The following is a 19226-nucleotide window of genomic DNA, read 5'->3' as shown; positions in this document are numbered from 1 at the left end:
TAAGGTATCTTAATGGTCTATATCGTCTTCATTCTCAAGCTCGGACATGATGTCTTTACCTAAGAAAGCTAAATCTGTTTTGACGACATGTGGGCGCTCAATTTCCTCAGAAATTTGCACCGCTAATTTGTCTTCCGAACGACCCATTTTTACGCGATAGGTCGGTAGGTCTTCTACAAACATCGTCGCATGTTCTGGCATTTCAATCGGGATGATGTCGCCCGGTTGCAGCTCCATGAGATCACGCAAAGAAATGTCTTTTTCGAGCAAGTTCACGCGGAAGTTAACCGGACAATCCATGATCTCTTCACGTAGTGCTGAGCTCCAGCGAACGTCCGTTTCCATCTTGTCGGACTGAACACCTGCATCCAATAGTTCACGGATAGGCTCAACCATGGAGTAAGGCATAACGACATGAAAATCGCCGCCACCGCCGTCAACTTCTATATGGAATGAACTCACGACAATCACTTCTGTCGGGCTGACAATGTTTGCCATGCTTGGGTTTACTTCAGAGTCGAGATATTCGAACTCTACCCCCATCACTGGCGACCACGCTTCTTTATAATCTTCAAATACAATTTTCAGTAACAACTGAATGATGCGGCGTTCCGTTGGGGTAAATTCGCGGCCTTCGATTTTGGCGTGGAATCGACCATCACCGCCAAAGAAGTTTTCTACCAGAATAAAGACTAAACGAGCCTCCATGGTGATCAACGCAGTGCCTTTTAACGGACGAAAACGCACCATGTTCAAACTGGTTGGCACGTACAATGTGTTCTGGTATTCACCAAACTTCATCATCTGCACGCCATTGATCGACACCTCTGCCGTTTTACGCAGCATATTAAACAGACTAATACGCATGTGCCGTGCAAAGCGCTCGTTGATAAGTTCGAGCGTCGGCATTCGACCACGTACGATTCTGTCTTGCGACGAGAAATCAAAATTGACGGCACCCTCAGTGTCGTTTTCTATCGGTTCATCGACGTCATCAACATCGTCAACCCCATGCAATAGCGCATCAATTTCGTCTTGGCTTAATAGATCGGTCACGTTTTACCTATTGAATAACAAAATCTGTAAACAGTACTTTTTCAATCACTGGCTTACCGACCGCAGCATTCAGCGCTGCTTTGATATCTTCGGAAGCACGATCGCGCAATTCCACTCGTCCTGTAGGAGAGCGCAATTGATCAACCGTCGCGGAAGCAAACGTTGATAGCATAGAGCTTTCAATCAGTGGCGAATGATACCGCGCCAACTCTTCATTTTCTGCACCGCGAACCATTAACTGCGCTTTAATTTGAACCAACCTATCGCGGCTATCCCCAGTAACGTTAAATACAAATGCCTGAGGAAGATTCACATACGCGATGGGCGCAGCATCCGATGCCTTCACTTGAGCCTGTTGAGACGATTCAGCCTGAGCAGGTTCATCAGAGCCCATTAGAAAAAATGCCGCTGCCCCGCCACCAAGTAGTAATACTACAACAGCGATGATGATGATAAGTAACTTGCTTTTTCCTTTCGGCGCATCGGCCCCTTGTAACTGTTCTTCTGCCATTCTTGTCTCTTATTGTTCTTTTGAGTTACCAAGACGTTTTAGTGAGTTGCTTGGTAACCGTATGCCATTGCCGTTAAACGGCCTTTTATGCGTAAAAACTAATTCCATCACGCTTTGAAGCGACATTCAAATCCAGATTGACATCAGATTCAAAACCCTCTTCGGACTGTCCAGAAAAACCGCCACTTTGCGCGCTTTGACCATGTTGTTCAGCAGTATACCTACCTTGCTGTTGCCCGCTGTTTTGTTGCTGGACGGAAGAATCAGCCAGCTGCATACCTTGTTGCGCTAGCATTTCTCTCAAACGAGGGAGCGTCTGTTCAATAATGTCACGAGCTTGCGGGTTGTTCACTGTAAAATGTACATTGGCAACGTCGTTATTCATGGTCATACGAATTTGCATACGACCTAACTCTGGTGGATCAAGACGAATATCGAGATTTTTCAGATTCTTCGACATCATCATTTGCACTTTTTCCGCAACTTGCTCGTTGGCTAGCTCTTTAGTTAGTTGCAACGGAAGCTGAGCTTGTTGTGCAGCATCAATACGCGTTTGTTGCTGCACATTAATTCCTTGCTGACCTGCCATAGCCTGAAGCTGTCCAGCGAAGCCATGTTGGAGGTCCGACTTATCTTGTTTATCCACAGTCGCCTTTAGCGCACCAGTCGCCAATGCTGCGTTCATCACTTTCTGGCTAATCTCTCCGTCTTTCACACCTTGAAGCGACGTCGGCACTTGCGCGGCTATCAACGTATCGGGCGTTGGAGATAATACGACTTTATCTCCACTATTAGCAGCTTGTGGTTGGGGTACTTGAGCCGCTGCATGCTGGATTTGCTGAGACACTGCCATAGGTCCAGCCTGGCGAGTTAAATTATGTTGTACTTGTTGCTCTGCGAGAATCTGTTTAATGTCATTAGGGAGCGCAACAAATTGGGCAAGGTCTTGATCAGGAATATCCGCCGTGATCCTTCCTTGTTTCAACCCTTCAATGATCTGAGCTTCTTGCTGAGTCAGTGGTTTTCCTTGCGCCAACTTAGTATCTATAACTTCAAGTTCATCCAAGGAGACTCGTGGAAGCGCGTCGATGTTGGAACCATCAACGTCTGTTAACAACGGCGACAGATCATTAGCTACTTCACCACTGACTGCGCTCTTAGCCATCGGATGGCTGGCTTGTTTCGCTAGCTCTTGCCAAGCAGCAAACTCAGGCGAAAGTTTGTCGACATCGATAGGTTGACCATTCTTATCTAAAATTGGCTCTAAGTCTTGCCCTGGGATCATCTGTGCTTGTTCAAGCGAATGAACTGATGGCGTTTCATTCAAAGCCAACTCATCAAGGTTTGCCGAAACGGTTGCTTGCTCGTGGAACGAACGTACTAAATTCGCTCTCTGAGGCAAAACTTTGCCACTATCGATGGATGCATTACTCGCATTCAGGGTTTGATTCGCTTGTTCAATTCGACCAAGAAGCTGTTGTCCTTCGCCCATCGTGCTTTTTACGTCCATTGTATTTGATGGGTTACTCGTATCAATTGATGTTGATTTCGCTTTTTCAATAGCTTCAACATCATGCTCCAAAGGTGTGGTGTTACTCGCCTTTTGTAAACTTACTTCTTCACTTAAGGTTGCATTCGGTTTGTTTGCTGATATTTCATCAAAATCATGGGTCCCGTCACTGACGGATTCTTGGCTTTCTTGCGCCAACAATTCGTCCGAGACGTTAGCAGAAGAAGTACTGCCTACATCCGCTCTTTCTTTTTCTTCAACCACTGTCGATTCTGTTGCTACTTTTTCGGGCTTTTCTTTACCAGCAAACGCATCGGTTAACGTTTCTAAAAATCCCTTGCTTTCAGTGCTCCCTGCGGACGCTTTAGCGGACACATCAGAAACTGGCGTCTTGGTAGTCGCAGATACATGGGACAAATTCACACTCATTTAGAAACTCTCGTTCTCGTGGCTCTGAGTATATCGCTGACAGACAGCAACACTGGCGGCAAACTAAGGTCTAAAAGACCCGACACTGACAGCTAAAATGCAAAAATCACACCACAATATTGAGCCAATTCTCGGCAAGCTAATAGATGGCATGTTTATGGAACAAACATCAACAGTACTATCCGAGAACCTGGTTCCTAACATGATGTACAGCTACTTGATTGACTTTGAAAAACGATAAGCGTAAACAGACACTTGGCTTAACAATTAAGGAATCACTTTGAAGATCACAGAATTACGCCAATATAGAATCAAAGCAGGCAAAACAGAACAGTGGCTAAGTTGGATGAAGGAAGAACTGTTGCCCTATCAACGTTCACAAGGCATGCGTGTACTGAATACTTACGTCCACACTGGTGATGATGGACATGACTATTTTGTTTGGCTTAGAGAGTTCGACAATGAACAAGCACGCCAGGCTCTCTACGAAAAAACATACAACGAGTGGTGGGTTCGCGAGATTCGACCGAAGGTGTTTGAGTTAATTGAACAAGACTCAATCAAAGTTACCTTACTTGAATCGGTAGAGATGTAGTCAGCTGCAACACCGTAATGCAATATCGAACCGATAACCTTTAGAAACGATGTGGTTTTCGACTGTAAAGTAAGGTGGAAAACTCGTCCATTTGCTTTTGTTCGCGCTTAGCTTCAGCAAGTTGTTTCTCTTTTTCGCGTTTGTCTATCATCCACTCATAGGATTTGCGTTCTTTACGCACGGTTAACCAATATTCTTTACAGTTTTCAACCTGCTCTTTGAAATGACTTTCTGCTTGCTTTTGCTTAGATAAAGTTTCATCTAGCTGGGTAAGGAATCGATTTAAGTGTCCATATTGACTTGCCGTTAGGCCCGCCTGACCACGGTCGACGAGTTGCTGGCAATAATCAAGCCGATACTTTTCAATTTGTTCAACCTGACGGTAATAATCTTCGAGTTCAGAACGCGCTTTGTTCAGTGCAAGCACAGCTTGGTCTTCACGATCCTTAGTTTGCTCAAGTAGAAACTCCATCGCATTATTCATGCGCTATCACCCACCCAAAATGTTTCTAAGCATATTGACGCACATATCGTATGGCACCGATTCTTTCATGCTCTGCTGCAAGTATTCGTCTAACTTCGGTTTCAAAGTAAATGCGCCATCAATAGCAGGATCGGTACCCGGTTTGTACGCTCCAATCGAGACCAAATCTTGATTCTTGCGACAAATAGACAAGACCTGTCGCACCGCTTTTGACATCAGAACGTGCTCTTCGGTCGTGATTTGCGGCATAACACGGCTCACCGACTTCTCGACATCAATCGCCGGATAATGGCCTGCATCCGCCATTTCACGAGAAAGTACAATATGGCCATCAAGAATGGCTCGCGATGCGTCCGCTATCGGATCTTGCAAATCATCCCCTTCGGTCAACACGGTAAAGAACGCCGTAATCGAGCCTTGTTCGGCACTTCCATTACCCGCTCGCTCAACCAGCGCTGGCAGCTTGGCAAATACAGAAGGCGGGTAGCCTTTCGTCGCTGGCGGCTCACCAACAGAAAGTGCGATTTCGCGCTGTGCTTGTGCAAAACGAGTCAACGAGTCCATCAATAGCAGAACATCTAACCCTTGGTCCCGGAAGTATTCAGCAATCGTTAATGCCGTTTGGCACCCCTTTAAGCGCATTAGAGGTGAAGCATCGGCAGGCGCCGCGACCACCACTGAGCGGCGGCGACCGTCCTCACCCAGGATCTCTTCGATGAACTCTTTAACTTCACGTCCACGCTCACCTATCAGGCCGACGACCACAACCTGTGCGGTGGTGCCTCGCGTCATCATGCCAAGCGTGACCGATTTACCCACACCAGAACCTGCAAACAGACCGATACGCTGACCTTTACCAACCGTCAACAAACCATTGATGGCTTTTAGGCCAACATCGAGCGGTTCAGAAATTGGTTTTCGAGCCAACGGGTTGATCGGCTCGGCATTAAAAGAGGCACGGTGATCGGTATACAAAGGGCCAAGTCCATCAAGTGGATTCCCAACCCCGTCTATCACGCGCCCAAGTAACTCCATGCCGACAGGCAAACCAGCGTCACTGGTTAAAGGGGTGACTCTCGCGCCAGGTAAAATGCCCGTAATTTGTTCGCTTGGCATTAAAAATAGGTCGTCACCTGAAAAGCCGACAACCTCAGCTTCCATCTGACCTGACATGGTTTCCACTAAGCATAAACTGCCAATTGGTGCGCGACAGCCGGTTGCTTCCAACGTTAACCCAACCACACGCACCAGTTTGCCAGAGGCGACAGGGCGCGTCGTAAGGCCTTCAACTTTGTAGCTTTTTAAGCGGTCAGCGAGTGCTTGCATGGATTACTCACCCTCTTGATGACGGTTTGCGCCACAAAAGCTGTGCAATACGCTTTTGACGCGTTCTTCCATGCGATAATTAATGCTTGATTCACCGGCTTCAATCTGGACGTCACCTCGATTGAGCGATGGCTCAGCAACTAACGTCCAGTTGCGACAATTAAGGTCTTCTTCACCATAAGCTGAACGAATAATCGCGACATCTTCTGGATTCAGGTGCAAGGTAATAGGGTGGCCTGATATTGGTAGCGCTTCGACCGACTGCTTCACTGTATCTAAAATAATTTGAGGGTTGGTTTGTACTTCAACGTGCACCACTTCTTTGACTAAGCAGAGCACCATATCCACCAGCTGCTTTTCAACCTGAGCATTCATCAACTCCAAAGGTTGAGCAAACTGATTGGCCAAGTTCATAAAGGTTTCAACTTGCTGCTGAATGTATTCTTGCCCTGCAGTCACCCCTTCAGCTTTTCCGAGCTCAAGACCTTCAGCATGGCCGGCTTGCAACCCTTCTTCTTTACCTTTGTCGTAACCTTGCTTAAAGCCAGCTTCCTGACCTTGATGTAAGCCTTCTTGATAAGCACCTTGCTTAATCAGTTCAATTTGTTCTTCGGTTAGCGCAAGTGGCTGCTCTTCTTCAGGCTCATCAAAATTCGGCACCCATCCCGGGTCATAGTTGAACGCGGTTTGTTTTGCTTGTTTGGCTTTAGGCTCGCCATAATCAGGCAGCCCCCAACGTTGAGGTTCGATCATCGAATCATCTTCATCAGGACGGATAAATCCACGTTTTCTATCGCCAGCCATGGGTTACCTATTGTGTGTTCGATTAAGAAGTGAGGGTGCTCCGCAATAGGATAATTGCGAAGCAATAGAAATTATAAGAATTCGTCAGCACCGCCAGATAGCATGAGCTCACCAGCATCCGCCATTCGACGGGCAATTGCTAAGATTTCTTTCTGAGCGGCTTCTACATCTGCCACTCGTACTGGCGGCATCGCTTCTATATCATCACGCATCATATCAGCAGCACGTTTAGACATATTCTTGAAGACTTTCTCACGTAACGAGTCATCTGCACCTTTGAGTGCTTTTTGCAACACGTCTTGTGGTACGTCACGCAGCAACTTCTGAATACCTTGGTCGTCCACTTCGACTAAGTTTTCGAAGACAAACATTAGGTCTTGGATTTGCGTCGCCATGTCTTCGTCCTGATCGCGAATTTGTTCCATCAACAAACCTTCGACGTTGTTGTCTAGGTAGTTCATGATCTCCGCTGCTGCTTTCAGGCCGCCAATTTTGGCTGCTTGTGCACCCGCTTGACCCGCGAACTGTTTCTCCATGATTTCGTTCAGCTCTGCCAATGCTGATGGCTGAACTTCTTCAAGGTTGGCAATACGCATCATCAGATCCAAACGCACGCGCTCAGGGAACTGAGACAAAATCTCTGCAGATTGGTCTGCTTCTAAATAAGACAGTACGATAGTTTGAATCTGTGGGTGTTCATTGACAATAATGCTCGCCACTTGGCGTGGGTCCATCCATTTCAAAGAATCCAAGCCTTTTGATCCCGTACCAAGTAGGATCTGGTCAACCAAGTTGTTGGCTTTGTCTTCACCAAGAGCGGCAACCAGTGCATTACGCATAAAGTCTTCGCTGCCCATACCAATGTTGGTGTATTTCTGGATATCCTCCAAAAACGCACGATGAACAGCAGATACCTTGTCTTGGCTGAGATCCTTCGCGCGAGCCATCGCACTACCAACACGCTGAACCTGTTTTGGTTCTAGGTGACGGATAATGCCAGCTGCATCTTGTTCATTAAGGCTCAGTAGCAAAATTGCCGCTTTTTCTTCGCCAGTAATGGTTGAAACATCCAGCTCTACTGGCATTCCCGCGGCGTTGTCATCTTGAGGTACGATATCGTTAGCCATTGTCATTCATCCAGTTTTTCACTACTTGAGCAGCCAGTTCAGGTTCATTCGCAACCAGAGCGCGAACCGCTTTCAATACATCTTCATCTTTATGAAGGTTTGGCAAATCAATACTTGAGCCAAACTCGAACAGTTCGCTGCTTTCGATGTCACTGCCAATCAAGCTAGTTTCACCATCCGCACCAATCGGCAAGCCGTCTGGTCCGTACATTTCGTCTTCATCATCGCTGGTAGGGTTAAGCAATTTCTTCATTGCTGGGCGAACCAGAACCAACACAACCACAATAATCACTAATGCACTTGCGAACCAACGAACCCAATCACTGAAGTTAGGGTGCTCCCAAATTGGTGGTTCTTCTAGCTGCTCAGCCTCTGGCTCAGCAAACTTTACACTCAATACATTCAGTAAATCGCCACGACCTTGATCAAAGCCGACGGTACCAATTAATACTTGGCGAATGGCATTGATTTCAGATTCGGACATTGGGGTATAAGTCACTTCACCCGTATCAGGGTTAACTTGACGACGGTCTTTAATCGCAACAGAAACGGTCTGACGAGCCACCGTCCCGGTCTGCTTTCGCTCGTGGCTGATGGTGGTATCTAGCTCAAAGTTACGCGTGGACTCTTTACGAACTGAACCCTGCCCCATGACAGAACCATCTTTCATTTGAGCCACATCTTGCGGAATTGAGGCATCCGCTGGAGGCTGATTACTCAACGCACCCGGAATACCCGCTACCATGTTACCGTTATTGTAATCTTCGAGTGCGTACTCACTGCGGGTCGCAGGGGTGTTCGGATCAAAGCGTTTGCGAGTTTGTTCAACCGCACTGAAATCCATTTGTATATCAACCTGCGCCGTATAGTTGCCATAACCTAAAATCGGTAATAGTACGGAATCAATTTTTTCGCGCAGCGCTTGCTCTTGGCTGCGTTCTAATTCTTGTTCTTTGCGTCGTGCCGCAGAAGCGGGATCTTGGGAGCCTGAGCTGAGTAAGCGGCCATGCTGATCTGTGACGGTAATTCGAGAAGTTTTCATTCCCGGCACGGCACTAGCCACCATGTCGACAATAGAATCCACTTCTTGCTGCTTAAGGTTCGTGCCTGTCGACAATGTCAAAAATACCGACGCAGAAGCTTCTTGGTTATGACGCACAAACACGCTGTGCTTTGGCAGTGCCAATAACACTCGTGCTTTGCGAACTTGCTTCATTTCTTCAATTGCTTGAGCCAATTGGCGCTCTCGACTGAGTTTGAGACGCTCTTGCTCGAGACGTTGTGAAACACCAAAACCCATGTCTTGCAGCAAAATATCATCGCCTGCTTCTGTAGCTTGGTTAACGCCGGAACGAACCATGCCAAGTTTGATCGAGTTGTACTCACTCGATTCAACAGAAACAGTATTGCCATCAAGCTTATAATTGATTTTCTGCTGGTCCAGATAATCCAGAACGGGGATCAATTCTTCGGTCTCATACGCACCAAGTGGGCGCATCTCCGGTTCTTTGACCCAAAAGAACAGCATCACGATCAATGCAACACAGATGGATATCGACAGCACAAGCACAACCTGACGAAGTAAATCGAGGTCGCCCACTGCCATATCGAATTTTGACGCACTGCGCTCCTCTAGATCTGGATTTTGACTCTCCACATCCACATCGGAACTTGCTACCAGTGCACCATCTGAGCCGCCTTCAGTGACGGTTAAATCTGTAGACTTGTCTGCCACACTTATTACCTAAATTACACTGGCATGTTCATGAGGTCTTTATATGCCTCAACGAGTTTATTGCGAATTTGAACCGTCGCATCAAAAGCGACACTAGACTTGTTACGAGCGATCATAACGTCAGAAAGGGATACATCGGCATCACCACGATCAAAACGGGTTTGTAAATCACCAGATGCTTTTTGAAGTGTGTTCACGTTATTGATGGCTTTAGTTAGGAGATCGTTAAAATCCGCTCCAACTTTCGCCCCACTTGCAGTAGGAGCCGTATTGGTTGCTTCTACCATCATGGCGCGCATTTCTGCCTGAATACCATCAATTTTCATTAGCACCTCTAAGCCAAAAGATTGACTATTAACAAAACTGATTATTGACAAAGCAATTAACGTGCCATAAGACATTAGCAATCAATTTACTTACACTTTTCGTCTTATGGCCGTTGTCTGTGTTAATTCGGGATATCTATACCAGCATCACGCATTTTGGCAAGCTTATAGCGCAAGGTTCGAGGGCTTATACCCAGTTTCTCCGCCATTTCTTTGCGTCGACCATTACACTCAACCAAAGTCTCTAAAATAATGGCGTATTCTTGATCGCGCAGCTCGCTGCCTAAGCCTTCTCCACCAGTTACTGGGCGGCTGACACTCTCAGCTTGAGCAACTGGCTTAACATTGGGCACGACCATATCTGCATTTTGCACCACGTGTTGTAAGCTATTGGCATCTTGCCAATCTACGCCCTCAAGCAAAATGTGCTCAGCATCGATGTCGCCATTTTCACTTAATATCAGCGCTCGTTGAACCACGTTATCCAACTCACGAACATTACCCGGCCAAGGGTATTGCAATAGTTTTTCTAACGCAACGGTCGAGAATTGAGGCACTGGCATGCCCATTTTGCTGCAATGACGCTCAGCAAGATGCTTGGCAAGCGGTGCAATATCGCCTTTACGTTCTTTAAGTGCAGGCCACGCAATTGGGAATACATTCAGGCGGTAATATAAGTCCTCTCTGAAGTTTCCTTCTGACACGTATTGCTTAAGATCACGGTTACTAGTCGCTAACACACGAACATCTAACTTGATGCTTTTGCGACTGCCTAGGCGCTCTACTTCTCGCTCTTGCAAAACACGCAACAACTTCGCTTGCAGGTTCAAGTCCATTTCGCTGATTTCATCAAGCAAGATTGTGCCACCTTGCGCTTGTTCAAACTTTCCTGGGCATGCCTGAACAGCACCAGTAAATGCGCCCTTTTCATAGCCAAACAGTGTTGCTTCGAGCATATTGTCAGGAATCGCGGCACAGTTAATTGCGACAAAAGGACCATTTTTACGATTTGACGCGTTGTGAATATAACGCGACATCACTTCTTTACCTGAGCCACTCGGACCTAGCACCATAACATTCGCATCTGTACGTGCCACTTTATCGGCCAACGCGAGTAAGCTCAGACTTTTCTCATCAGCAACGATAGCGTCACCGTTGTCATCACTTTTTATCGGTGCATAACGACTGACCATATTTAGCAACACTTCTGGTGCAAATGGTTTCGCCATGTAGTCAATCGCGCCGTCTTTCATTGCCGACACGGCATCTTCAATATTGGCGTACGCCGTCATTAGCAATACTGGTAAGTTAGGCCAATTCTGCTTGATGCTTTTGAGCAGAGCTAAGCCACCCATACCCGCCATTTGCACATCAGAAACGACGATATCAACCGTATTCGATTTCAGCTTTAACAGTGCATCTTCAGCACAGTCCGCTTCCAACCACTCATACCCTGCCAGAGCCAGAGTATCGACTAGGGCTTCACGAAGACCTTCATCGTCTTCTACGATCAGCACTTTGCTTTGCGCCATTATGATTCTCCAGAAATTGTTATTACCAAAAGCCGCTTATTGCGCTTCTGTTTGCACTCGCTCTAGCGGAATGCACATGGTGAAGCAGGCTCCATCACCCTGCTCTGAAATAAGTTCCAATCGACCGTCATGGGCACGGCAAACCATTTGAACAACTGCCAACCCTAATCCAGTTCCTTGAGAACGTGTGGTAAAAAATGGCTCCATGATTTTGGCTTGCAGTTCTTCGGGCACTCCCGGTCCGCTGTCTTGCACAGAAATGCGTAACTCACCATTTACCGGGCGGAAAAAAATATCGACTTGCGATTCTTTACCAGACATTTGAATCGCATTCATGACCAGATTACTTAATGCGGATGCAATGGCGTTCGCATTGCCTAGTAGCTCAGTTTGTTCTTCTTCCACTTCTAGGCAGTAATCAATACTGTTGTTTTTTAGCGCGGTTTCGACCATCGGCTGATATTCCGCTACCAACTGGGCAATCGTGAATGGCTTAATGACTTTATTATCACCACCTTTAGCAAAAAGCAGCATATCATTAACCTGCTTTTCCAAATCGTGCAGTCGATCCATTAATTTGGTTTGGAAGCGATCTTTTGTCGCTGGAGGAAGATTTGGCGCTCCCAAATTGGATGCATATAACATAGCGCTCGACAGCGGCGTTCTTACTTGGTGAGCAAGCGACGCAACCATACGTCCTAACGACGATAAGCGCTGTAAATCACTGACACGAGCTTGAAGTAAACGGGTTTCGGTTAAATCGGTAATCAGGATCAATTGACCTGTTGTGGACGCCGAGATGGCGAGTCGAACTTTACGGCCATTCCGCAGGGAAACTTCATGGCCATCATCTTCACGTGGGTCAAACACCGCCTGGATAACGTTGAACCATTTTTCGTTAACCAGTGGAATCTCAAGAATTCGGTGCGCTTCTGGATTTGCTTCACGCACTACTCCGTACGTATCGAGCAAAATCACTCCAGCAGGCATCACATCGAGCACCTGTTTGTAGCGCTCAACCTGATTCTCTACGGAATCTAAATGGGATTGATTGGTGTTGTTATCCATTACTGCCTGTCGAAATATCGCCGCTAAAACTAAAATAGCTTGGTAAGCAATTAGCGTACCAAGCTATTTTTTATATTTATCAGGACGTTAAGCCATCGACAATAAGTTGACACTCAGAGATAACGGTTTTGGATGCCAGAAAAGCGATGTTAACCAGCCCAAGTGATTATTCAGATATCGTCTTAAAACTTCACTTTACCTAGCGCTGTAAGTTGTACTTACGCATTTTTTCCACCAGCGTAGTACGTCGCATACCCAGCATGTCGGCCGCTCTTGCAACAACGCCACCCTGCGCTTCTAATGCTTGGCTGATCATATTAACTTCTAAATCAGCCAGCAGCTCTTTCAAATTAACCCCTTCCGGTGGCAGCGCTTGCGGGGCGTTCATGCTGTGATCAAGGTCGTCTTGATCTTCAAAGCTAAAATCTTCAGAGAAGATATCTTGGAATACATCACGCTCTTGCTCTTCCACCGAAACAAATGGATTGCTCTCTGGTTGGAACTCTGGGATGTCACTGTAGCGATATTTGGTTGGTAGATGGTTTACATCCACCAAGCTATTTGGATACAGAATAATCATTCGCTCAACAAGATTAGCCAACTCGCGTACGTTGCCCGGCCAGTTATGCTCCATCAGTGAGTTGATTGCACGAGGTGTAAAGCAGATAGGTTGTCCGCCTTCCGCCTCTAAACGTGTCATCAGTTCTTGCAGCAGCAATGGTATATCTTGTTTGCGCTCTTTCAGCGCTGGCATCTCAATTGGAAACACGTTCAGACGATAGAACAAGTCTTCTCGGAACGTGCCTTCTTCAATCATATTTTCTAGATTACGGTGTGTCGCCGCCACAACTCGAACATTTACCTTGATGGTACTATTGCCACCTACACGTTCAAAGCAGCGTTCTTGCAATACACGAAGCAACTTTACTTGCATCGACATTGGCATATCGCCAATCTCATCAAGAAAGATAGTGCCACCATCTGCGAGCTCAAATCGACCTTTACGGGCAGTTAACGCACCAGTAAACGCGCCTTTTTCGTGACCAAATAATTCGCTTTCTAGGAGCTCAGGCGGTATTGCACCACAGTTAATAGGTACAAATGCGCCATCGCGGTATGAAGAGTGATAGTGGATGTTACGCGCAACAACTTCTTTACCCGTACCGGACTCACCTAAGATCAACACGTTTGCTTCCGTGTTTGATACTTGCTCAATCAGGTGTCGAACTTCTTGAATACCTCTACTTTGACCAACTAAGCTGCGAAAAAGCGTGTTTTTGCGTGCACTAGCAACAACATTCACTCCTTTTCGCCCCAGAAAATCTTTGCAGTGGCGTAACGCTTCACTAAGCTGTGGGTAATTAAGCGGCAGCTCTAGTTCACCAACAAAATTTGGAAGATCATCAACAGGCAAAGGAAAACGGCCCATGACTAGAAGAGGGATGTGGTAAGCGCTGTTTAAATGAGAGATAACCGTACTCGCCGCTTGACCTGCTGGAATATTACCAACAATACAGCACGACCATACGCTAGACCAATCAACATCGCTGAGCTGATCAGAACTGACCGCTTCGCAATTTTCTCCAACAAATTCCAATATATTGCTTAAATTTAAACGACTTGATGCGTCATCATCAATTACAAGCAGCTTTGCCAAACCATGCATAAGTAAGAATGATTGCCTTTATTTTAGGTGCGTTGCGGCCAAACCTTGATTTGCGCAATTGGGTGCTAAAGAAGGCAGAACCACCACACTCAATTTACGATAGACAAAATAGGAAAATCAGCAACAAAAAAGCCATTAGGGCTACTAATGGCTTCTATTTTATTTGAATATAAAAATAAGGCAACCAAGCAATGGAGAGGTGTGAGCTTGATAGAAACTTTGCTACACAACTCGTTGCGCAATTGACAAATATATTCGTCTAGTATCTTAACGCATTGTTTTGACTATTAAATACCAACTTCAGCAGCGGTAAGATTATGAAACTCTGTTGGGATTTGGTCCCAAGCGGACTTGATCTCACGGATAATATCGATAACGTCGTCGATCAGCTGAGGCTCATTTTGATGGTTAGCAGCAGAAATTTGCGTGATCATAAACTCATACAGTGAATCTAAGTTTGAAGCAATATCACCACCGTCATCCATAGATAGACAGCTGCGTAGCGCGATAATGATGTCTAACGCTTTACCTAAGCGCTCACCTTTTGCTGGAATATTGCCTGCTTGCATGGCTGCTTTACCTTGAATAAGGCGCTCAATCGCACCAGCCATAAGCATTTGAATGACTTTGTGCGGAGAAGCCGCGCTAAGCTGGCTGTCGACTGATACCTTTTTGTATGCTTGCAAAGAACCGCGCATAGTAATCCTCTTTTAAATAAATTTTTTGTACTGCTGAAGTGAACGCTGGCCATAACGAAACTTATGGAGCTCTTTTCCGACCTTTGACGTTTCCGATTGCATCAGCTCGACAATTCTTTTGGTACGAGTTAGCAATGCTTGCCACTCTGCATCCTGCTTAACCAAAGGATTTTGATGAATAATTGGTAACAGGTTTTGCAATAACCGTTCCCTGATATCGACCAAGCGAAGAATTTCTTCAGCATTAAAATCAATTTTTTCTAATTCTTGCGTAATTAGTTGATCTATATCACTAATTTCCATGAGTTCTTTTTGCATTTATTAACCCAACGCACTCATCAAAGCGCCCAACTGGCCCTGCATTTTACCGGTCGCATCTTGCATCGCGGTAAACTTCGCATGAGTACGCTTCTCTAGGCTTTCCATGCGGCGATCTAATGCCGCTTGATCGTCACTCAAACGGTAATTTTGTTCTGTGAGACTTTTTTCTCGAGTACGAATACTGCCTGTAATACCTGTGATACCGTGAATCGCATCTTCTACTCGTTTAGCAAAACCTGTGTTGCCACCGAAGAACTTTTCTAACTCGTTGAAGTTATTGTTCAACTGGCGGTCTAGCATGTCATAGTTGATTTCTAGTGTGCCTTGACGTGTGGTCGTAATGCCAAATTCTGTTAAGGACTTTAGGTTTTCAGGTGCTTTATCGATTCGAGTAGAAAAAACCGATTTTAATCGTGAATCTGCACTGCGTACGGTGCTGTCACCTGACAACGGCCCTTTTTGACCAGTTACCGGATCCACACTCGCCAACGCTTGGGAGGTTTGATAAAACGAGTTATACGCTGCCACAAAGTTTTCGATATCGTTGCGTACACTTTGACGGTCGTACTCGACACCAATTTCAGCAGGCGGTTTATTCGGTTCTGATTTGCCTTTTAGTGTTAAATCAACACCTTCGATCGCATCTTCAATCACATTGTTGTGGCTAGATAGCTTTGCCACGCCATCAAGCAGAACTTCTGAATCTTGCCCTGCTTGTACTTCTGTCATTCCAAGGTATTCTTCAAAAGCAGATTGTGCCTTTGCGATTTTCGCTTCTGCTTCATCAATTTTTTCCAGACGCTCACGTTCTTGAGGATCAAGTTTAGCGCGATGAATTTGCTTAGCTTGCGCTTCGGAAAGTTCACCACGTGCCACTTTTTCGTCTAACGCTTGCTTTTCACTCGCAATTTTTTGCTCGATTTCCGCTTTTTCTTGCTCAAGAAGCTGCTTAGCCTCTTTCGTCGTAACGTAAGAATCGGTTAGGGTGCCCGATGCGGCATTATTCCAGCCTGGTACATCTGGTGCCTTCTCTATTGCCTTTTCGTCGAGTTCGAGCTCTGGTTCTTCATAAGAGTCCAACAAAGTACCTGACGCAGTTTCTGTCCACCCTGGAATTCTGTCTTCAGGGCGTAAACTCGCGCGTCGGTTGGCTTCATCAATGGCTTCTTGACCAGCTTTGGCTGCTTCTGCACCCGCCGCAGAGATTGGCGCTTGCGATGCATCATCTTGTACATCGTCTGCCGCTTTTTGCTCTTCTGGAGGTAGAGGATTGCCGTTTGCATCCAGCTCTTCTGCTGGTTGTTCCGGAAATTTAAGAGGACCTAAGACATCTTCCGCCGCTGAACGAGCTTCTTCAAGCGCGTTGACGCGGTCTTCAAGTGTTTGGTATTCGAAATATTTAAGAGGGTTGCCTTTTTCTGCCTCCACACTGACTCTGATTTGATGATCCTTACCAGAGAGGTTAGAAGCAAGGATAAGGCGTGGACCTTCGACGTCGTTAATAAGAGATGCACGAACGCCAGGGTTATCTTTAGCGCCATTGATGCCACGTACGACATCGATGAGCTTAGATCGGGAACGAACATCGATATTAAAACGCTCATCACCAAGCGAAATCTGCAGCTTACCAGGGCCAAATTTTGCGTCTTCTGGCAATACGTCAGAAGCGACTTTATGGCTCTGAGCAAGCTGCAACACATCGATAGCATATTTGCCAGCGATAGCATCTGTGGTTGCCGTGGCAGATACGATATTGTCATCGGTCGTTTCGACAGTGCGAACGGCAAATGCTTTCTCCTGACGAAAGTTCGCCATGAGATTTTTCATCGTATCCAATGATTCTCTGAGTCGTCCGTAAGCACTGATACTGGCATTAATTGTCGTGCGTTCGTTGTCGATGCGTTGCTGCTTTGGTACGCGTTCGGCATCCACAATTTTGCTGACCATGGAATTAATATCCATGCCGCCAGACATCCCCAAAGGGCCTAAACTCATCAAATCACCTCTAAAAACGACTTACACTTTTTCAGTCAACAACCCGCTGTTGGCTGTGTGCTCAGCTAGGCGACGCAATACCACTAGCATTTCTTCATCAGGAATTTGACGAATCACGTCACCGGTATTGGCTTCATAAATCGTCACCACATCTCGTCCGGATTCTTCATCCACTCGAAATGCGACTCCTTTGTTTATGGACGTGACAAATTCATTCATTTGTGCGACCAATTTTTCACGTTCTTCTTTGTTCAGTTCTTGACGGCTTTCAGCCATCTCGATCGCAGCTTGAACAGAGAAGTCGTATTCGGTGTTTTTCGCTTTTTGCGGCGAAATCTCACCATTTGAATTTGCTGGGCTAGACGTGCCTATATCATTGCCATTTTTATTTGCAAACTTTGTGCCATTTGGCGTGCCGTAAGGCTGGATGTTCGATGCGTAGGAGGATATATCCATTACAATCTCCCTTCCACCTTATGGGCTAACGATAGAATCTATCGCTTTGGTGCCCCAGCACTAAGGTGTTGACCTCAGGCTGGGTTTACCACTTAGCCCAACAAGCTTAGCGCTGCAGATGGAGACTGCTTCGCTTGAGCCAGGATTGAAGTACTTGCTTGCTGAAGAATTTGCGACTTAGTCATCGCAGTGGTTTCCTTCGCGTAATCAGTATCTTTAATACGGCTTTTAGACGCGTTAACGTTCTCGTTAATGTTGTCTAGGTTGCTGATTGCGTGGTTGAAGCGGTTTTGGAAAGCACCGAGTGAAGCTCGTTGGCTGTCTACGGACTTAAGAGCACCGTCGATAACCGCTACTGCTTCTTGAGAGCCAGCTACTGTGGTTACATCGATGTCTTTCACTGTTACGTCTTTCGGGCCACCAAAGCCGATCTCGTCTGCTAGGTTGCCAGAAAACTCAACATCACCTTCAACTTTTTGAGAAGAAGCAAATACTTGTAGTTTGCCATCTTCGCCAACAGAGGCTTTTACATCATCGTTTTGACCGTTGATGTATGTCGCTAGCTGCTCAATATCATCGCCTTGCTTAGCGCTGATTGATAGCTCTTTCTCTTCACCCTGCTTGTTGGTGTAGCTCATTTTGAACTCTGTTTTCTCACCAACAGTCCAAGATGCGTCTTTACCCTCTTCTGCTGCGTAGCTCTTACCACCCATTGCTGAAGTGTCTGAGCGTAGGTTACCCATAGAAAGCATCACTGCTTCACCTGAGTCCGCACCGATTTGGAAAGATTGAGTACCGTAAGTACCGTTTAGAAGCTTGTTACCACCGAAAGAGGTAGTTTCAGCAATACGGTTTAGCTCGTCGTTTAGCGCTGTTACTTCTTCTTGGATCGCTACACGTTCTGCTTTTGAGTTAGAGCCGTTCGCCGATTGAAGCGAAAGATCACGCATACGTTGTAGGATGTTGGTAGATTCATTCATTGCACCTTCAGCAACCTGTGCAATAGAAATACCGTCGTTTGCGTTTTTCACTGCCATGTCTAGGCCACGGCTTTGTGCATTCAAACGGTTTGAAATCTGTAGACCTGCAGCATCGTCTTTCGCGCTATTGATTTTATAACCCGAAGACAAACGCTCCATTGATTTTTGTTGACCGTCAGCTGCCTGGTTTAGGTAACGCTGTGCAGTCATCGCAGAAACGTTAGTATTAACGTTAATCGCCATAATTGATCTCCTTAAGGCTTTAGTGAATGTACCGTCGTGTCTCTCACCTCACTTAGGTACATCTCATTTCTCTCAGTCCCTTTAACGGCGACCGATGAATATCCTTTAGAAGAAATTTTCAATTTTTTGCGATTATTTTCTTTGGCTTACTGAAATGTGATGAAGCTCTAATGTCGTGATTCGCAGAAATCCTGGGGCCCCAAAAGACAGAAAAAAACCCAGCCGAAGCTGGGTTTACTCGCTCATCTCTCACCACGAGCCAATGAGGTTCTCGTCTTAGGTTTGAAATTAACCTAGCAGACTTAGCGCTGAGTTTGGCGCTTGTTTCGCTTGCGCAAGGATTGAGCTTGACGCTTGCGATAGA

At 46.1% G+C, this 19226-nt stretch carries 19 protein-coding genes; 2 read left to right on the top strand and 17 right to left on the bottom strand.

The features are described 5' to 3' along the window. Positions 1-9 precede the first annotated feature (9 nt). From fliM to R7M92_RS17875, 3 genes are all read right to left on the bottom strand, one after another. Positions 10-1056, bottom strand: a complete 1047-nt coding sequence (gene fliM, locus R7M92_RS17885; RefSeq protein WP_017635951.1) for a flagellar motor switch protein FliM — start codon at positions 1054-1056, stop codon at positions 10-12. A 7-nt stretch (positions 1057-1063) separates the two neighbouring features. Next, on the bottom strand, positions 1064-1567 hold the full coding sequence (gene fliL / locus R7M92_RS17880; protein ID WP_005380477.1) for a flagellar basal body-associated protein FliL: 504 nt from the start codon (positions 1565-1567) through the stop codon (positions 1064-1066). Positions 1568-1652: 85 nt separating this feature from the next. After that, the gene (locus tag R7M92_RS17875; RefSeq protein ID WP_213894393.1) at positions 1653-3506 is read right to left on the bottom strand and encodes a flagellar hook-length control protein FliK; all 1854 of its coding nucleotides are present in this window, start codon (positions 3504-3506) and stop codon (positions 1653-1655) included. 97 nt (positions 3507-3603) lie between these two features. On the opposite strand from R7M92_RS17875, the gene R7M92_RS17870 reads away from it, so the two are divergent. Together R7M92_RS17870 and R7M92_RS17865 are read left to right on the top strand one after the other, a co-directional pair. After that, positions 3604-3747: a hypothetical protein gene (locus tag R7M92_RS17870; protein ID WP_005394314.1), complete on the top strand. Its 144-nt coding sequence runs from the start codon at positions 3604-3606 to the stop codon at positions 3745-3747. 39 nt (positions 3748-3786) lie between these two features. Continuing rightward, a complete protein-coding gene (locus tag R7M92_RS17865) occupies positions 3787-4101 on the top strand; it encodes an NIPSNAP family protein (protein ID WP_017635953.1) in 315 nt (104 codons plus the stop codon). 40 nt (positions 4102-4141) lie between these two features. On the opposite strand, the gene fliJ is transcribed toward R7M92_RS17865, so the two are convergent. The 14 genes from fliJ to R7M92_RS17795 all read right to left on the bottom strand — a co-directional run bounded on the left by fliJ (position 4142) and on the right by R7M92_RS17795 (position 18862). Continuing rightward, positions 4142-4585, bottom strand: a complete 444-nt coding sequence (gene fliJ, locus R7M92_RS17860; protein ID WP_005380474.1) for a flagellar export protein FliJ — start codon at positions 4583-4585, stop codon at positions 4142-4144. 6 nt (positions 4586-4591) lie between these two features. After that, the gene (gene fliI, locus R7M92_RS17855) at positions 4592-5911 is read right to left on the bottom strand and encodes a flagellar protein export ATPase FliI (RefSeq protein ID WP_213894395.1); all 1320 of its coding nucleotides are present in this window, start codon (positions 5909-5911) and stop codon (positions 4592-4594) included. A 3-nt stretch (positions 5912-5914) separates the two neighbouring features. Beyond that, positions 5915-6715, bottom strand: coding sequence for a flagellar assembly protein FliH (gene fliH, locus R7M92_RS17850; protein ID WP_005394317.1), 801 nt, complete (start codon positions 6713-6715; stop codon positions 5915-5917). Between the two features lie 71 nt (positions 6716-6786). Further along, on the bottom strand, positions 6787-7842 hold the full coding sequence (gene fliG / locus R7M92_RS17845) for a flagellar motor switch protein FliG (protein WP_005380470.1): 1056 nt from the start codon (positions 7840-7842) through the stop codon (positions 6787-6789). Next, positions 7835-9577 (bottom strand): flagellar basal-body MS-ring/collar protein FliF, encoded by a 1743-nt coding sequence (fliF, locus tag R7M92_RS17840; protein WP_005380462.1) that lies wholly within the window; start codon positions 9575-9577, stop codon positions 7835-7837. The genes fliG and fliF overlap by 8 nt, the downstream gene beginning before the upstream one ends. 14 nt (positions 9578-9591) lie before the next feature. Next, a complete protein-coding gene (fliE, locus tag R7M92_RS17835; protein WP_005384482.1) occupies positions 9592-9903 on the bottom strand; it encodes a flagellar hook-basal body complex protein FliE in 312 nt (103 codons plus the stop codon). Positions 9904-10025: 122 nt separating this feature from the next. Then, on the bottom strand, positions 10026-11435 hold the full coding sequence (locus tag R7M92_RS17830) for a sigma-54-dependent transcriptional regulator (protein ID WP_005380460.1): 1410 nt from the start codon (positions 11433-11435) through the stop codon (positions 10026-10028). A 36-nt stretch (positions 11436-11471) separates the two neighbouring features. Continuing rightward, positions 11472-12503: a sensor histidine kinase gene (locus R7M92_RS17825; RefSeq protein WP_005380459.1), complete on the bottom strand. Its 1032-nt coding sequence runs from the start codon at positions 12501-12503 to the stop codon at positions 11472-11474. A 199-nt stretch (positions 12504-12702) separates the two neighbouring features. Then, entirely contained in the window at positions 12703-14169 is a 1467-nt protein-coding gene (locus tag R7M92_RS17820) for a sigma-54 dependent transcriptional regulator (RefSeq protein ID WP_005384490.1), read from the bottom strand. Between the two features lie 287 nt (positions 14170-14456). Beyond that, a complete protein-coding gene (gene fliS, locus R7M92_RS17815) occupies positions 14457-14867 on the bottom strand; it encodes a flagellar export chaperone FliS (RefSeq protein ID WP_005380457.1) in 411 nt (136 codons plus the stop codon). 12 nt (positions 14868-14879) lie between these two features. Then, the gene (locus tag R7M92_RS17810; RefSeq protein WP_005380456.1) at positions 14880-15185 is read right to left on the bottom strand and encodes a flagellar protein FliT; all 306 of its coding nucleotides are present in this window, start codon (positions 15183-15185) and stop codon (positions 14880-14882) included. Positions 15186-15188: 3 nt separating this feature from the next. Continuing rightward, the gene (fliD, locus tag R7M92_RS17805) at positions 15189-17183 is read right to left on the bottom strand and encodes a flagellar filament capping protein FliD (protein WP_154205107.1); all 1995 of its coding nucleotides are present in this window, start codon (positions 17181-17183) and stop codon (positions 15189-15191) included. A gap of 21 nt (positions 17184-17204) precedes the next feature. After that, complete coding sequence (flaG, locus tag R7M92_RS17800; protein ID WP_005384493.1) at positions 17205-17639, bottom strand: flagellar protein FlaG; 435 nt, start codon at positions 17637-17639, stop codon at positions 17205-17207. Between the two features lie 92 nt (positions 17640-17731). Then, on the bottom strand, positions 17732-18862 hold the full coding sequence (locus tag R7M92_RS17795) for a flagellin (RefSeq protein WP_005380449.1): 1131 nt from the start codon (positions 18860-18862) through the stop codon (positions 17732-17734). Positions 18863-19226: the final 364 nt, after the last annotated feature.

The organism is Vibrio sp. Vb2880, from assembly GCF_033337975.1.
Taxonomy (GTDB): domain Bacteria; phylum Pseudomonadota; class Gammaproteobacteria; order Enterobacterales; family Vibrionaceae; genus Vibrio; species Vibrio alginolyticus.
The sequence above is the reverse complement of the archived record's forward strand: the minus strand, read 5'-3'. Positions and strand labels throughout refer to the sequence as shown.

Bases quoted from the DNA above. Each gene is read 5' to 3' on its own strand.
- R7M92_RS17810 (WP_005380456.1), bottom strand. From the start codon at position 15,185: ATGCAAAAAGAACTCATGGAAATTAGTGATATAGATCAACTAATTACG.
- fliD (WP_154205107.1), bottom strand. From the start codon at position 17,183: ATGAGTTTAGGCCCTTTGGGGATGTCTGGCGGCATGGATATTAATTCC.
- fliS (WP_005380457.1), bottom strand. From the start codon at position 14,867: ATGCGCGGTTCTTTGCAAGCATACAAAAAGGTATCAGTCGACAGCCAG.
- fliJ (WP_005380474.1), bottom strand. From the start codon at position 4,585: ATGAATAATGCGATGGAGTTTCTACTTGAGCAAACTAAGGATCGTGAA.
- fliG (WP_005380470.1), bottom strand. From the start codon at position 7,842: ATGGCTAACGATATCGTACCTCAAGATGACAACGCCGCGGGAATGCCA.
- R7M92_RS17820 (WP_005384490.1), bottom strand. From the start codon at position 14,169: ATGCATGGTTTGGCAAAGCTGCTTGTAATTGATGATGACGCATCAAGT.
- R7M92_RS17870 (WP_005394314.1), top strand. From the start codon at position 3,604: ATGCAAAAATCACACCACAATATTGAGCCAATTCTCGGCAAGCTAATA.
- R7M92_RS17875 (WP_213894393.1), bottom strand. From the start codon at position 3,506: ATGAGTGTGAATTTGTCCCATGTATCTGCGACTACCAAGACGCCAGTT.
- R7M92_RS17795 (WP_005380449.1), bottom strand. From the start codon at position 18,862: ATGGCGATTAACGTTAATACTAACGTTTCTGCGATGACTGCACAGCGT.
- R7M92_RS17830 (WP_005380460.1), bottom strand. From the start codon at position 11,435: ATGGCGCAAAGCAAAGTGCTGATCGTAGAAGACGATGAAGGTCTTCGT.
- fliI (WP_213894395.1), bottom strand. From the start codon at position 5,911: ATGCAAGCACTCGCTGACCGCTTAAAAAGCTACAAAGTTGAAGGCCTT.
- flaG (WP_005384493.1), bottom strand. From the start codon at position 17,639: ATGGATATATCCTCCTACGCATCGAACATCCAGCCTTACGGCACGCCA.
- fliL (WP_005380477.1), bottom strand. From the start codon at position 1,567: ATGGCAGAAGAACAGTTACAAGGGGCCGATGCGCCGAAAGGAAAAAGC.
- R7M92_RS17825 (WP_005380459.1), bottom strand. From the start codon at position 12,503: ATGGATAACAACACCAATCAATCCCATTTAGATTCCGTAGAGAATCAG.
- fliE (WP_005384482.1), bottom strand. From the start codon at position 9,903: ATGAAAATTGATGGTATTCAGGCAGAAATGCGCGCCATGATGGTAGAA.
- fliH (WP_005394317.1), bottom strand. From the start codon at position 6,715: ATGGCTGGCGATAGAAAACGTGGATTTATCCGTCCTGATGAAGATGAT.